General features: G+C 68.9%; 11 protein-coding genes. All 11 read right to left on the minus strand.

Going from position 1 to position 14,419, the window contains the following annotated elements; all coding sequences use genetic code 11:
• Positions 1–35: 35 nt before the first annotated feature.
• Entirely contained in the window at positions 36–809 is a 774-nt protein-coding gene (locus JS756_RS33065; protein ID WP_205386964.1) for a GP88 family protein, read from the minus strand.
• Positions 810–1,225: 416 nt separating this feature from the next.
• Positions 1,226–1,732 (minus strand): hypothetical protein, encoded by a 507-nt coding sequence (locus tag JS756_RS33070; protein WP_166633249.1) that lies wholly within the window; start codon positions 1,730–1,732, stop codon positions 1,226–1,228.
• Positions 1,733–1,988: 256 nt separating this feature from the next.
• Positions 1,989–2,417: a hypothetical protein gene (locus tag JS756_RS33075; RefSeq protein ID WP_205386966.1), complete on the minus strand. Its 429-nt coding sequence runs from the start codon at positions 2,415–2,417 to the stop codon at positions 1,989–1,991.
• 161 nt (positions 2,418–2,578) lie between these two features.
• The gene (locus JS756_RS33080) at positions 2,579–3,049 is read right to left on the minus strand and encodes a hypothetical protein (protein WP_205386967.1); all 471 of its coding nucleotides are present in this window, start codon (positions 3,047–3,049) and stop codon (positions 2,579–2,581) included.
• 20 nt (positions 3,050–3,069) lie between these two features.
• Positions 3,070–5,313 carry a hypothetical protein gene (locus tag JS756_RS33085; RefSeq protein WP_205386968.1) on the minus strand — a complete coding sequence of 748 codons (2,244 nt, stop codon included), beginning with the start codon at positions 5,311–5,313 and terminating at the stop codon, positions 3,070–3,072.
• Complete coding sequence (locus tag JS756_RS33090) at positions 5,313–7,910, minus strand: hypothetical protein (RefSeq protein ID WP_205386969.1); 2,598 nt, start codon at positions 7,908–7,910, stop codon at positions 5,313–5,315. The genes JS756_RS33085 and JS756_RS33090 overlap by 1 nt, the downstream gene beginning before the upstream one ends.
• Positions 7,910–8,311: a hypothetical protein gene (locus JS756_RS33095; protein WP_240204735.1), complete on the minus strand. Its 402-nt coding sequence runs from the start codon at positions 8,309–8,311 to the stop codon at positions 7,910–7,912. The genes JS756_RS33090 and JS756_RS33095 overlap by 1 nt, the downstream gene beginning before the upstream one ends.
• 79 nt (positions 8,312–8,390) lie before the next feature.
• Entirely contained in the window at positions 8,391–9,506 is a 1,116-nt protein-coding gene (locus JS756_RS33100) for a DUF4417 domain-containing protein (protein WP_024126644.1), read from the minus strand.
• A complete protein-coding gene (locus JS756_RS33105; protein ID WP_205386971.1) occupies positions 9,503–10,846 on the minus strand; it encodes a ParB N-terminal domain-containing protein in 1,344 nt (447 codons plus the stop codon). The genes JS756_RS33100 and JS756_RS33105 overlap by 4 nt, the downstream gene beginning before the upstream one ends.
• A 36-nt stretch (positions 10,847–10,882) precedes the next feature.
• A complete protein-coding gene (locus JS756_RS33110) occupies positions 10,883–11,917 on the minus strand; it encodes a replication-relaxation family protein (protein ID WP_240204736.1) in 1,035 nt (344 codons plus the stop codon).
• A complete protein-coding gene (locus tag JS756_RS33115) occupies positions 11,914–14,400 on the minus strand; it encodes a type IV secretory system conjugative DNA transfer family protein (protein ID WP_205386972.1) in 2,487 nt (828 codons plus the stop codon). Before JS756_RS33115 ends, JS756_RS33110 begins: the two co-directional genes overlap by 4 nt.
• Between the last annotated feature and the right edge of the window lie 19 nt (positions 14,401–14,419).

Here is a 14,419-nt window from a genome sequence, read left to right on the forward strand (position 1 = left end):
TGCCCCCCGGCCCCCTAAGACACCCCCGTGAGTATTCAGTGCGCCAGCGCGAACTTCTGGCCCGCGCGAGCGTTCTTCGCGCGCAGCTTCTCGTCGCGCGCTCGCTGAAGGCTGCCGAATGTCTCCTGCCCTTGCTTCTTGAGAAGGTGCGGAATCCGGTTCGCCGGGATTCCGACGAGAGGGGACTCGCTGAGCACCGCCAGAAGGTCCGATTCCGTCTGGTCGGTGTAGTCGGCGGCGATCAGCGCTTCGACGTTGGGGAAGACGTCCGCGTGCCTTTCTGTGCTCAGGTCGATGAGGTGGTCCTCTTTTCCTCCGAGGCTGTAGCACCAGAGGAAGTTTCCGGGCGGATCGTTGGCGACAAGCCGCTTAAAACGGCTGATTTCCTTGGTGTAGCAGTAGAAGCGAACGCCCGGTGAGCTGCGCATGATGCGCAGCCAGGTGAGAAGGTATTCGTCGGAGAAGAACTCGCCTGAATCGTGCACGCGAATCCACTTGCCGACGTACCTCTTGTGCGTGAGTTCCTCCGTCATCTGCCTCTCGAATTCCTCCGGGTTGTCCCGGCAGAGGAGGAGATTCCGAATGTGTGCTGCGCGGACGTTCTTGAACCGGTACGTGCCGACCCGGGCGTAGCACAACTGTGCGCACACGCCGGCCTGAGGGCAGACGTTGAAATGGCTTCCATCAGGCATTTCGATCACGAAAGCCGGCAGTGTCCAGTTGAATACGCCGATCCTCCTCAGATCCGAGTTCTGGGTGAGGAGCCGCTTGGTGGCGGTGCGGCCGGTCGCGTTGGTGCTCTCAGACATCTCGTTCCTTGTGTTCCGAAGGGGAGGGCGGGCGGGTGAGGCGCCGGGCATCCCGCGTGCGGGCGCATGCGTGCGTGGATCCGAGCGCGATCACGCCGCAGTCGGCTCTCGTGAACGCGGCCGGTCCTGGCGATGGCGCTGGCGGTGCGCGCTGCTCTGGTGGTGGCCGCCGAACTGGGCGTCGTCACCCTGACTGGCGATCAAGCCGGTGGGCCGTGGCGAGGTGCGCTTGGTCTCGGGCTCCAAGAGGCCCTGTAACTCGGCGACGCCCGGCGACGTCGACGACGCGGACGTCGCACTGTCTCCCCGGGTCGCCGCGACCCGGCCGAGCGGCTGCCGGCGTGGTGAGGTGTCGCTTCATGCAGGGCGCCCCCGGCTGATTCAGCCGGGGGCGCCCGTCGGGTAGGGGAGCGCGATCAGTTGCCGCGTGCGAGGCAGCCGTCGGCGTGCGCGGGGGAGGTACGGAGGCGGGGGGATCCCCCGAGGCCGTCGCGGGTCTGGAGGAAGTGATCGCCCAGATCTTCCAGGGAGTTGATCTCTTCGACGGGCACCGGCTTGCCGCACCGGTCGCACGGGCCGATGAGGTCGAAGGTGAGGCGGCGGCGATCGTCGTAGGTCGCGAGGAAGTTCAGTGTTCTGTCCGCGAAGGGGATGGACAGCGCCACCGCGGGGAAGTGCTGGCCGTCCGCGACGAGCGGATGGGTGTCGTCGTCCTTGGTGCGGATGCTGACCGGGCGGCCAAGGGAGTTGAGCGAGAGACGGTGGCGCAGTACCGCCTCCACCCAGCGCAGCTCGGTGTCGTGGCTGTGGAGGGCCGGGTCCGGACCGATCCGGCTGGCCTGTCCGGTTTGTGCGCGCTTCACCGCGGCCTGGATGGCTGCGGCCTCAATGGGGTTGGAAGGCGTCCTCGTGGTGCTCGGCATCGGATCTCCGAGAAGAAGGGTCGGGTCCGTGATCGGCACGCTTGCGCGCCTCATGGACACCGGGGCTGGAATCGAAGGCCGCGGACAGCGGCTCCGGCCGGCGGAATCTCCCGCCCGGCGTCAATCACAGTACCTATTGAAATAGGAATACGCAACATGATGGTTGAAGGGACGGCCGGCCAGCCGCTGCTCCCAGGGAAGACGTACGAGTGGGGGCAGCGGCACGGCCGGCCTGTGTGCTGCGGACGTGGCCGGCCTATGCCGGCGCGGTGGTGAGCTGACCGACCTGGTCAAGCAGGAGTTGGGCCCGGGCGAAGGCGGCCGCCTTGTGACCGTACGACGGGACGACCAGGTGCATGGTCTCGTGTGCCAGGGCGCGATCGGCTTCCTCGCGCGTGGTCACCAGCCCGAGGTTGATGGCCATCAACGGCACCTTCAGCCGTCCGGTCTTCGGGCCCAGGTACACCTGGGCGGCATAGTGCGAGAGGTAGGGCATGCCGCTGATCGAGGCGTATGCCGCAAGATCGGTGACGAGGTGAAAGTTGCGCTCGGACACCGTCGCGAACAGCTTGGCGCGCCAGCGCAGCCAGCCCACGTCGACGGGGAGGTCGCGCTCGTGCTCCGGCAGCGGGCTGCGCAGATCAGCGTGCCGCTGTTCGGTCACCGGATGTGCTCGATCTGCCATGTGCTTCCTCCTCTCGAGTGGGGTCCTGCTCTTCCGCCAGGGCGTCCGGCAGGCCGTCCCCATCTCCGGGCCGGCCAGTGGTCGTCTCGCGGCGGTCGGGCCGCGGGGACATCATGCCAACACGTCCCGCGGCCGCCCTTCGGCACCGGCGACGGCGCTGCTCAGGCATAGCGTCCGTGCCAGGAGTCCGCGTCCAGCCGCTCCAGTGCGGCGTCCTCCTCTGGGGTGAGGCGGTTGGTGAAGTCGTCCCAGCGGTTCAGCTGCTCGAGTTCGGGGCCGTCGGCCGGCTCGATCCGTGCCTTCTGCCCCGTGGTCAGCTCCATCTCCACGCCGTCGTCCACGAGGTCGGCACTGGCTACCGAAAGAGATCGCCGCCGAGTCAGGTTGAGGTTGAACAGGTAGCCGCCGCCCTCGGCGTCCTGGCCACCGACCAGGGGCCTGATCCATATGACCTGTTCGTCGTCGTCCTCGAAGCGGTGGTGGCGGGCGAGAGCGGCGCGGAAGACCTCCGTCCCGTCAGGGCCCGACACGACCAGTCGCGCGCCGGCATCCACCGGGTCCCCGGTCGCACTGTGGTTGCCTGCGACGAGGTCTGCGAACCGCTGGCGCCACTGCTGCTGTGTTGCTGTCATCGAATCGCTCCTGGTCAGCCCTAGTAGTCGGATTCCGTGCACAGGACATCCTCGACGGGTTTCCCGCCGAGCTGGGTGATGCCCCGCGCGGTGAGGGAGGCAAGGATGCTGCTGCGCTCCGCGGCGGTGTGGCACACGATCCTGCTGGGAGCCTCGGCCCCCAGCAGGTCGATCCCGTTCCGGAACATGATTTCGTTGCTGCTGCCGGTGAACTTGGCGATCTTCATCGGGTCCCGTGTGATGGCCCCCGCGTTGTAGTTGTGGTGCGCGGGGTTGATGGCGCCGTAATGGTCGCCGTTGTAGGCGTAGTAGTCGCTGCGCTGCATGAGTACGCTCGGGTCGTCCCAGATCAGCCGACCCCCACCGGGGGAGCTGGGCGTCTTCTTGACCCGCAGGAACACGCTGTTGGCGCCGCCGGTCATCTTGTCGGCCTGCTCGCTCAAGCCCAGTCCCCCGCCGATGCCCATCACGGCCCGCTTCTCCGTGGAGGCCAGGACCCCGACGCCGAGGAGACTGGCGAGATCGCCGCCGTTGAGGTTGTGGCTCAGTGACCGGCCCTTGAATGCACTCTGGATCTCCGCCTTCTTGCCGGTCACATCGAAGCGGGACCAGGTCAGCCACTTCCCTCCGGTCGAGGGCGTCGGCTCGTAGCCCGGGCTGGCCGCGAGTTCGGCGCCGCTGGAGAACCCGGAGGCCTTCGCGACGGCGTCTCGGACGACCTCGACCTTCATGGGCAGCACCTTGTGGGATGCCTCCAGGTGGATTCTCTTCATGGCCGTCTGCAGCGCGTCGCTGTCGAGCCCCATGAGGGACTCCATGCGCTGGTGCACGATCTCCTGGACCTGGAGATCCTGGAGTCCCTGGGCCGTCTCCATGGCGGCCTTCATGCCGGCGGAGCCCTCCAGCCCCTGGGCCTGGATGTTGTTCGCCAGGTACGTCCACTCGCCCTCGGCCGCGGTCATGGGCTTGTTCATCAGGTGCAGCTGTTCCAGCCGATCCACGAGGTCCTTGCCGTGGCCGGCGCCCGCAGGGGCGTGGACTTCAAGCTGTCCCCTCAGCGAGAACTCTGTGTTCGCCGGGTCGTTGTCCTTGTACGGGCGGTAGACGGCCTTCCAGCCGTCGCCCATGTCGATCTCGTACTCCGTGCCTTTGGCGGAAGAGCGGCTGACACCGTCCCAGGACGTCTGCCCGGTGGCCGGGTCGAGGTTCGCCTGGATCCTGCTGGCCTTGCGGACCGTCGCGGCGAGCGTGCCGGGCTCCGGATCCCCGTCGGGCACCGGTATCTGCTTGGTGACCATCTTGGTCGCGGTGACCTCGTAGGCGTCCATCCACGGCATGACCGACCCGCCGTTGTCGATCTTGTCCTTCACAACGTCCAGCTGGTCCATGTAGTGCTGGGCCATGGCTTTCTCGTCGTCGCTGATCGACGGGTCGTTGAGGACGGCGGAGACCGCGTCGACGGCCGCCTGGTGCTTGGCGATCGACGCGTCCGACATCGGCAGGCCGCCCTTGAGCTTGTGCTGCACGGAGGTGATTGCGGTCTTGGTCAGCTCGGCCAGCTTCTTCTCCTTGTCGAGGTCGAGGCGCTCCTTGACCTCTTCCTCGACCTGGATCTCCTCCATGTGCGTGCCGGGGATACTCAGCGCGTCGAGGAGCTTCTCCTCGGCCTCCTCGGATATGTGCGTAAGCAGCACCTCCCGCGGCCCGTCCGGCGAGTCGTAGGCGACCAGGGTTGCTTCGGAGTTGATGAAGTCGTCCCCACCCACCAGAATCGGCGTCCCGGTGGGCTCGCCCACCGGAGGCGCCGCCGGCACCGGGGTCAGCGGGGGATCCGTCTCCTCCTCTTCCTCCTCGACCTCCTCGATGTCCTCGGCCTGGAGCAGCACGTCTTCCTCCGCCGACGGCTCCTCACCGCTGCTCTGCAACTCCCCCTCGGCGGACGCCTCCTGGGCCTCTTCCTCAGACGGCGCGGCGGCCGCAACAGGCTCGGGCTCAGATTCGGTGCCCAGGAGCCCATCGAGCTCCGCCAGCGGGTCCTCGTCGACCGGAGGTTCCGCAGGGGAAGCCGGCTCGGCAACAGGCTCAGGCAGCTCGGGCACCTCGAACGCCGCCTCCCCCGAAGCCCCCGCGGACACGCCCGCCAGGTCGGCCCCCTCACCTGCCACCGGCGCACCGGTGATGTCCAACGGGGCGGCAGGGGCCTCGGCGAGCGCGGTGGGGCTGACCGCGTAACTCTGGTGGCTCGACTTCGATCCGGTTCCCATCAGCTACCACCGCCGTGCTTGAGGGAGGCGCCGGAGGGCAGGCCCAGCTGCTGGACGAAGAAGTCGGAGAAGTTCTCGCGCAAGTTGTTCTTCCTCTCTACGGCGTGGTCCAGGAACGCCGTGGCGATCTGGTCATGCGTGACCTGGGATTGCGGGATCTTCAGGGCTTTGGCCGCCCGGCTGCGCATCTGCGGGACCCAGGCCACACCGGATTTGGCGCCCTCGTACGCGGTGGAGTGCAGGACGGAGCGCAGCTGTGCGTCCGGCATGGACTCGAACTTCTTGATCACCGGGTGTGCGGCGGCTGGATTGATCTTGACGCCGTTGGCAAGGCCGCCCGAGAGCGCCGCCTGATAGAGCTTCTGGTGGATGGGAGTGACCCCGTTGGGGTCGTAATTGACCGAGAGCTTGTCCGCACCGAAGAACTTGTACGACTGGCCGTGATCAATTTGCACCAGTCCTCCAGATGGCGTCTGGAGCCAGTTGTCCTGGTAGCCGTCGTGATCGCTGATGAGCCACGAACCCACGTGCGACCGCACGATGGTGTCCACCTGGGTCTGTGTCCACTGGCTCGGGCTGGAGGTGAACGGCTTGGCGCCCTGCAGCAGCGGCTGGACAGAGCCGGCTGTGCCGTCCTTGGTCTTGTGGTGGTAGACCGGCACCGACGGGACGCCGCTCAAGGCCAGGATCTGGGATGCGGCGGCCTCGGTGTGGCCCAGTGCGCCGCCATGGTTGTGATCGGCCTTGAACATCCACGGCGATCCGTCCGGGGCGGCATGGATGGTCTTGGCGTGTATCCCTCCGAGGTGGGACGCCGTCGTGCCGGCGCCGAAGGTCCAGCTGGCGACCTCCTTGGCGTCGACGCGGGCTGGCAGGTCCTGGTTGGTCGCCTTGGCGTGCTGGACGGCAGCCATCATGGCCTGGACGTTGGCGTTGAAGGAGCCCGGCTTCGGTGCCTTCACCGGCTTCGCCGCCGAGCCGGTGCCCTTCGCCGGCAGTTTGCTCGCCAGAGCCTGGACCGCCTCGTCCGACGCCAACCCGTCATCGGGCTTCGTCGAAGGGGCCGCGGCGGCTGCCGCCTTGGCGGCCTTGGCCGCCTCCTTCTTCGCGACGTCCGCGTTGACCTTGTCCTTGATGGCCTGCTGGTCGTACTTCTTGTTGAAGCTCGCGGCTATGTAGTTCTGGACCTGGGCACGAGTGGCCTTGGCGTTGTTGTCCATGCCCAGCTCGCCCGCGACGGTGCGCAGGTCGGAGAGCTTCTGCTTCGCGGCCCACGACTTGAAGTCGCTGGTCAAATCGCCGGGGTGAAGGTACTTCCCAGGTCCGAGAGCCGGGTGCTCTGCGTACGGGGTATCGCTGGCACCGCCTTGCTGGGTGTAGGAGTACCAGGCGTTCACGTCCGTCTGCATGTCCCGGACGTCGCCGGCGTTCTTCGCCCACGCGGCGATCGCCTGCGGCGCGCCAGGGTCGCCCGCCGGCGGCAGGTTCAGCGGCTGGTCGCCACCGGGAGCCATCGCGACGTGGGCGGCGTAGCCGGCGTCGAGGTTCGCCAGCTGCTCCTGCCGCTTGGCCGCAAGGGCCTTCAGCGACTGCACTTCGCTCTCGGGTGTGCTCGGCCGCATCAGTGCCACGAGCTGGTGACCACCGAGGTGCATCGCCTCGGTCTCGCTCAGCTGCCCGGAAGCGAGAGCCTGCTGCACCAGAGGCTGGACGTCCTTCGCGTGCACGTACGTGTGGTTGAGAGCCTCGTCGACCGCAGACTTGGCCTCGGCCTTGGCCTTGGTCAGGTCCTCGCCGAGCTCGGGACAGTCGGCCGACGCCAGCTTCTGCTCGGCCGCGAGCATCGTGTGCAGGGCCTCGGCCCTCTGTTCCTGAGCTTGAGGCCCGTAGGTCTTCTTCGCCTCATTCCAGGCGTCGATCGACGCGGTGACTGCCTGGGCGGAGGAGGCGACCTCGTCCGGCGTGGCCTTCCATACGCCGCCGCTGACGGGCGGCTCGGTGCCCTCGATCTCGTGCAGGTCGGCGAGCGTCATTCCGCCGACCGTCTTGCCGGCGAGCAGCTCGTTGTACCGGCTGAGCGCGGCGGCCTGGATCTTGGCCTTGGACGGAATGTCGCCCGGGTACGCCGGGTCGAGCCAGTGGACCAGGGGGTGCTGGCCCTTGCCGGACAGGCCCACCAGTGCGGGGTGCTCGAAGCCCTTGGCCTCGGCGATCTCGCGCAGGTCGTCCTCGTCGAGCGAGTTCAGATAGGCCAGCGTCTGCGCCTTCAGTGCCTTGGTGTGGGCCTCGATCTCCTCGTCGGAGGCGCCCGCCTCCTTCAGCTTCTCGATGGCCTCCTGAGCCTGCTCGACCTGGCCGACGAAGAGGTCGTAGCGCTCGACGGGATCCGTCGGGACCTCGTCTTCGGGGTCGACGGCGAACGGCGGGTCGGCGATCTCCTCCATGAGGTTCATCGCCACCAGGAGGTCGGCCTTGGCCTGGACCTCCTCGTCGGACATCGGCTCCGCGGGCGCCTCGGCCACCACGTCGTCCGCTTCGGACGCCGTGGTGGGCCCGACAGCGTAGGAGGCGTGCGAGGACTTGCTGCCGGTGCCCATCAGCCGTCACCCCTCGGTGGGAGCGCAGGGATGACCTCGGCGAGCAGTCCGTCCAGAACGAGGTCGGCGGCGTGCGTGAGGTCGAGCGCACCCTCTGGAACGTCGGCGGGCTCGAGCGAGCACGCGCCCCCGGACTGCGCGATCCAGCGCTCGATGTCCTTGTTGGTCGTGGTCTCGCCCAGGCGCTCGCGCCAGGGATCGGCCTGCTCGTAGACAAGGGGGACCCAGCGCACGACCCGCTCGGCCGGCTGCCGGCCCTCGTCGAGGCCGAGCACGGCGACGGGGTCGACGGGGAGGCCGAGTCCGGGGTGCCAGACGAGCAGGATCCACAGTCGCCAGGCCGGAGCGGCCGGTGACGGCTCCGCCGTCTCGGCATCGGTGGGGTTGGGTTCAGTCGTCACGGAGGCTCCTCCCGAAGGTGCTTTCACCTGCTACAGGTGTGGGAGGAGCCGCCGGTGTGACAGTGCGGGCGAAGAAGTTTCAGCGGCTGGGCAGGAGCGAGGCCATGTACTGGACGGTCGCGGCGAAGGCGTCCTCGGTCCGGGCGTGGACGTCTTCGCGCCCGTTGGCGGTCATCACCGCGCCGTGCAGGGCGTATTGGTGGGGGTTCTGGGAGATCAGGGTCAGCCTGGGGCCGAAGATCTGGGCCATCTCGGCGATGCGGTTGGCCCGGGACAGGCCGGTGAGGATGACCGGCATGTCGTCGGGGAGGTTCTCGGCCAGGAAGTGCAGGCCAGGCCGCTCCCAGCTGTCCCAGTCGGCGTTGTCGCGGACGGTCTGCACGTTGATGGCGATGCCGGCCGGCTGGGTGTCCTCGATCCAGGAGAGGTAGCGCTGGAGGTCCTCGAGCCGGAACCAGTACACGTTCGGCACGACGTTCACGCCGGCCTCGGCGAACTCCTGCGCGAGCAGGAGCGATCGGCGCATGTTGAGCAGGTGCTCGGTGCGCGGCCAGTCCCCGTAGATGCTGTAGTTGCACGAGAGGACCAGGTCCCACTCCTGCTCCGCGATCCGCTCGACGAGCCTGTCGCGGCCGCGGCGGGTCCAGAAGGCCTCGACGAGCGGGTCCTCGCCGTAGCCGACCAGCACGGCCTTCTGGTGGTCCCCGAGGGCGAGGGCCTGGCGGGCGGTCTGCTCGGTGAACCGCTTGTAGAGCGTGTGGGTGTCGGGCGAGAACACGCGCCGCAGACCGACTCCGTAGGCAGGCCAGTTCAGGCTGGCGTCGAGCTTGGTGACCGCGGAGCCGTCGGTCATGGGGATGAAGGCGGGCAGGCCGTCGGGCAGCGTGCTGTCGACGGTGATGTCGTCGAAGGTCAGGGTGCCGCCGACGTCCGCCATCCACCCGGCTATGTCGGTCCGGCTCCCGCACCGGATCGGGCACTTGCGGGTCACGCACGCGTTCGCCGGAGCGTCCGCCTCGGCCGCCGAGCACCCGCAGAACCGGCAGTCGGAGTTCTGGCCGGTGCACAGGGGCTCGACGGTCGCCGGGCCGCCCCGGCCGTCGGGCCCGGCGTAGAAGGCGCAGCTGTTGCAGTCGCAGCCTCGGCCCGGAAGGGGCACGCCGACGGTCGGGATGGGCAGGGAGACACTGGTCATGCTGCTTCGCTTCCTTCGGTGGTTGCATCGTGGTCCGTCGCGCCGTCGCCGGTGGCGCCTTCGAGGTGGTCGTGGAGCTCGCGCAGGGCAAGGCGCAGGGAGCCGCGGTCGTACCGCGCGATCTCCTTGCCGGCCCGGACCTCGGCCAGCAGCCCGCGGATGCCGTCCAGGGCGGTACGGATCGTGTTCGACTCCACCGCCGGACGACTCGGGGCGGTGTCGGCCGGCATCGCTTCTGCGGCGGCTTCCGCTGGCGCCGTCGGCTGCATCGGATGGCCCAGCTCAGCGATCTCTGCCCCTTCATCCGCGCCGAGGGCCGACGGAACAGCAGCGTCATCGCCTTCGTCGGTCTCCTCCTGGTCCTCAGCGCGGGTGGGGACCCGGGTGAGCTTCGCCCGGCGGTCGGCGTTCGCCGCGTCCTGCCGTTCCTCGGCTTCGGTGATGATCTCTTCTGGTCCGAGCTCGGGCTCCTCCAGGCCGACGTTCACGGCGGTCGGGAGCAGGTGGAGCCGCTTGGAGGACTTCAAGGCTGCCCAGATGCCCTCGGCAGCCTGTGCCCGGCCGTTGCGGAGCTCGGCGAATCTGATCCTCGTGTTCAGGCGGATCGCGGCTTCGTCCATCTCCTCGGTGAGGTCACGCGGCAGCGCGCGGAAGGCCCGTACGAGTTCACTGGCCTTGCGCTCGTTGAGCTGCAGCCCCAGGCGGTCCAGCACCTCGCTCCAGGGGGCGGCGCAGGAACTGTCGGTGCCGCGGATCTTCTCCAGGGCAAGGAAGCGTTCGGCCGGGTCGGGGATCGCGTAGACCTCTTGCGGCACGGGCTTGCCGGCCTTGAGGAGCTTGCCGACGAGGATGGCGCACCGCTGGTACAGCAACGCGGCGGCCTGCTCCCCGGGCCGGAGGGGCTCGCGGGCGAAGTTCTCGACGAAGCGCCACATGTGACGCTCCTCCTCGGACAACGGGCCCGGGCAGACCACGGCCGGCAGCGCCTGGAAGTGCGGGTTCTCCGGCCTGTTGACGGCGCCCCAGCGCATCGCGCGCAGGCGGCGCTCCCCGGTGACCAGGCGGATCGTCGGTGCCTTGCCGTCGACGACGATCTCCTCGGCCAGGACCGGCTCCAGGAGGCCGATGACGGACATGGAGGAGATGAGGTCGGCGAGTTCGGAAGGTGGCAGGGTGTCGGAGGGGTTGCGGGCGTGGGGCTCGGTGAAGGGTGCGCCCTGGCCGCGTAGCGGCAGCATCTCGAATCGCCGCTGCCGCAGCTTGACGCTGCGGTGCAGGATCTCGGTGAGCCGGATCATGCTCCCGCCGTCCGGCGGAGCCTCGAACGAGGTACTGGTCATGGCGCTGCTTCCTTCAGGGCCGCGGGGAGCGGCCGGTTACTTCGTGGCGAGGTAGAGGTCGGTGGGGGCGGGCCGGGTGGCCGGAGTGCCGCGCAGCAGCGGGGTGAAGATCGGGGCGAAGGGCCCGTGTTCCTGGAGCTGCTGCAGGGTGGTGACGCCGATGTTGATGTCGCCCTTGAGCCGGCTGAGGCGGACGTCCGCACCGGCGCGCGTGTAGAGGTCCTCGGTGCGCGCGGCCAGCCGTTGCGGGCGCCGGTCCGGCTCCCCGGCCTTCGGCGGCGCCGCGTCAAGAACAACCAGGACCCGGGGAAAGACCGGGTAGTTGTACATCCACGCCGGCCGGGTCGCGTTCGGGGTGCGTCGCGTGCGATCCGCGCTCTGCGGGACGTACTCGTACAGCCGGCCGTACGCCTGCAGCTTCGCGGCGAGCCGCGCGGAGGTCATCGTGGCGCGGTCGAGTTCGACGAAGAAGCTGAGCATGGTGCGCCGCCCGTTCTCCACGTGCACGTAGTTGAGGACGGCGTCGCTGATGACGTGGTCGTCCTCGAAGCGTCGTTGGCCGTCGCGGATCCGGTTGGCGACTTCGGGGGTCCAGTCCAGCGGCCCGCACTCGTGCCCCAGCCGACGCGCCCACTCGACGAAGGCGACCCCGACCTCGTTCACCGCGAGCGTGTGCGCCTGCCGGGCGCCGGCGACGGACTCGGGCGTCACCCGGTACGGCCGCGCGGGCAGTTCGCCGGCCTCCTCCACGGACTCGGCGCCGGCTTCGGTGAGGAACCACAAGAACGGCTGGCTCTGCACCCGCCCGCGGCCGCCTGGCCCTTGGGCCCGGATCCGGTCGACCAGTCCGGCCTGGAGCAGCTCGGCGAGCTGCCAGCGCAGGTACACGGGGCGGGCCGGCCGCTTCTCCGGCAGGGTCAGCAGCACGTGCAGCTGGTGGGTGGAGAGCACCCGGTGCTGGTACAGCAGCTCCAGGACCTCGCCGCCGATCGCGTGGAAGCTGCGCGTGGGTGACGCGAAGCTACGCGTAGGCGCCGCCGAGGCGGCCGCTTCGACAGGGGGCAGAGTCATCCGAGCCTCGACTGGTTCTGGTGGGGGTTGATCGGGTGGACGTTGTCGGGGGCTTCCTCGGCCGGGTTCGGCTCCGCGCCGCTGATGACGGTGCCTTCGCTGTCGTGGACTCGCGGCCTTGCCGCTCCGCTGTCGGACGCGGTGACGTCGACCGGTCCGTCCGGGCCCTCGGGGTCGGGCGGTGCGGCCTCTTCGAAGTCGGGCTCGTCCGGCGGCAGATCGGCGCCGGCCGGTTCGTCGTCGTCCGGCGGGACGGGGAGGGTGACGATGAACCGGCGCAGCCGCGAGTCCAGGCGGCGCAGGTCGGTGAGGATGTCGCGGACCGAGCGCCGCTGCAGGTTCTCGTCGATGGCCCGCGCCAGCCGCTCCTCGTTCTGCGGCCGGTAGTAGTCGCCGTACAGGTCCTCCACCGAGGCGCCGCGGACCCGGAACGGGTCGGTCGTGCCGCCTTCGAGCGTCACGGACATCACGTAGCTGTACCGGTTGAGCTGGACGATCGTGTCGGGGGCGACCTTCTTGCCCCAGCGGCGGGTGACCAGCGTCGCCTCGTCGACGTCGGACGCGGTCGTCGACAGGATGGACAGGTTCTGCAGCAGGCCCTGCCTGGTAGTGGCGCTCAACCGCTGCGCCATCTGCGTCATGGCGAGCAACTTCACGTTGTACTTGCGCAGCTGCTCGGTGATCTGGGCGAGGGTGCCCTTCGATGCGCCGTCCACGCTGGTCAGCTCGTCGATGAAGGTGTAGAAGTCGCGCCGCTGGTCGGGCGGGGTGTCCCGCCGCGAGAGGCCGGCCCGGAAGAGGTCGTAGATCAGCAGGGAGCTGATGATGCGGTCGACGTCGCCGGTGCCGGCGGGGCAGACAAAGACGATCTTCCCGGTGTCCATGGCGTGCCGGATGTCGTACGTCGACCGGCTCGACCCGAGGAACGCCTTGATCGCGTTGGAGGAGGACAACCGCTCGATGATGTTCGTGACGACCGGGATGGCTTCCTTGCTGTAGCCCGGGAAGACGTTCTCCCAGAAGTCCCGGATGTCCTTGGGCAGGTACGGCAGCACGTTGGTCCGCCAGACGGCGTCCGTGAGGATCGTGCGGATCTGGAAGACGGTGGGCGCCAGGTCGGGCCGGCCGGCGCGGCAGACGTGCCACGACAGGTACACCAAGGACTCGACCGCGCGCGTGAGGATGGTCTTCGCACGGCCGGCCGAGTCGGACCAGTTCAACGCCGCGGCGAAGCCGGTGACGATGTACTGGACGATGTCGGGGATCTCGGACTCGCGCCGGCGCTCCATCGACAGCGGGTTCCAGGAGCCGACCATCTTGTCGAGCTCGGGGCTCGTGAGGTCGATCTCCCAAATCCGGTCGGCCAGTTCCTTGTGCGCCAGGTACGGCCGGGCACGGGTCCAGCCGTCACCATGGGGATCAAGGAAGAGGACGCCGAACCCGCCGTGGGCGATCGCGATCGCCTGCACGAGCGACATCTCGGTCTTTCCGAAGCCGGACTTGCCGAGGAACAGGGCGAAGAGCAGGTACTTCAGCGGGACGCCGGCGAGGCGCTCCCCGCCTCCGGACTTCGCCACCCACCCGAGAGGCAGCAGACCGCGCTGTCCCGTCCACGTCGGCAGTGCGGCGGGCGGCGGCGGGACGACTCCGCCCGAGCGGGCGATGTTCGGGGCCATGTTGTGCTTGGTGGGCGGCTTGAGCAGCCCGGCGATCTCCTGGGCGGTCACCCAGGAGTGCCGGCGCGGTACGAAGAGCCCGGTCTCGAAGCGGCGGTCGAACCTGCCCCGGTAGATCCAGTGGTCCGCCCGGACGCGGGTGACTCCGAGGTGGAGACCGACGGGGCGCAGGTGGTTGTCGCCGGACCACGGCTCCAGGGCGGCGAGGACCTGGTCGAGCAGCATCCGGGCCCGGTACTCGTCGCGAGCGCAGGTGCGCACGAGCAGCTGCATGGAGAAGACGGGCTCGGCCCCGGGGACGAGCTTGCCCATGGCGGCCTTCATGTCCGTGATGCGGTAGGTGGTGCGCTGTTGGTGGTGTTGCCGCTGCCGTGCGCCGCCGCCCTGATTGCCTTTCATCTCGGTGGCGATCTCGGACATCACCGCGCCGAGGTCGAAGCCGAACCGGTTGGTGCGCTGCTGGGGCATGCCGGGTATGGCCGGCCCGTCGGAAGGGTTGCGGCGGGCCTGTGCCAGCAGGCGCCGGCGGCGGCTGCTGACACGGTTCGGGGAAACGGGCACGAGGTCCAGGACGACGTCGGCGCTCTCACCGAGGTCCTCGCGGACGTCGGCTACCGCATTGGCCAGGGCCTCGAGCGGATCCGGGGTGAGCGGCACTTCGCGCAGGGCGAGGTGGTCGGGGAGGGCCAGGGCGAGCTCGGCGCGGGCGTAGTGCATCTCCCGGGTGGTCGGCCTGCCGCGGCCGTCTGTTTCCGGCTTGGCTAGGTCGACCGGTTGGGCGACGGTCGTGTCTGCTGCGATGGTCATGATCTACCTGTCTGTGGTG

It is taken from the genome of Streptomyces actuosus, from assembly GCF_016921115.1.
In the GTDB taxonomy this organism is placed as follows: domain Bacteria; phylum Actinomycetota; class Actinomycetes; order Streptomycetales; family Streptomycetaceae; genus Streptomyces; species Streptomyces actuosus_A.

Coding starts and splice junctions, on each gene's coding strand:
- JS756_RS33080 (WP_205386967.1), bottom strand. CDS start 3,049: ATGACAGCAACACAGCAGCAGTGGCGCCAGCGGTTCGCAGACCTCGTC.
- JS756_RS33090 (WP_205386969.1), bottom strand. CDS start 7,910: ATGGGCACCGGCAGCAAGTCCTCGCACGCCTCCTACGCTGTCGGGCCC.
- JS756_RS33070 (WP_166633249.1), bottom strand. CDS start 1,732: ATGCCGAGCACCACGAGGACGCCTTCCAACCCCATTGAGGCCGCAGCC.
- JS756_RS33065 (WP_205386964.1), bottom strand. CDS start 809: ATGTCTGAGAGCACCAACGCGACCGGCCGCACCGCCACCAAGCGGCTC.
- JS756_RS33100 (WP_024126644.1), bottom strand. CDS start 9,506: ATGACCAGTGTCTCCCTGCCCATCCCGACCGTCGGCGTGCCCCTTCCG.
- JS756_RS33110 (WP_240204736.1), bottom strand. CDS start 11,917: ATGACTCTGCCCCCTGTCGAAGCGGCCGCCTCGGCGGCGCCTACGCGT.
- JS756_RS33075 (WP_205386966.1), bottom strand. CDS start 2,417: ATGGCAGATCGAGCACATCCGGTGACCGAACAGCGGCACGCTGATCTG.
- JS756_RS33105 (WP_205386971.1), bottom strand. CDS start 10,846: ATGACCAGTACCTCGTTCGAGGCTCCGCCGGACGGCGGGAGCATGATC.
- JS756_RS33085 (WP_205386968.1), bottom strand. CDS start 5,313: ATGGGAACCGGATCGAAGTCGAGCCACCAGAGTTACGCGGTCAGCCCC.
- JS756_RS33115 (WP_205386972.1), bottom strand. CDS start 14,400: ATGACCATCGCAGCAGACACGACCGTCGCCCAACCGGTCGACCTAGCC.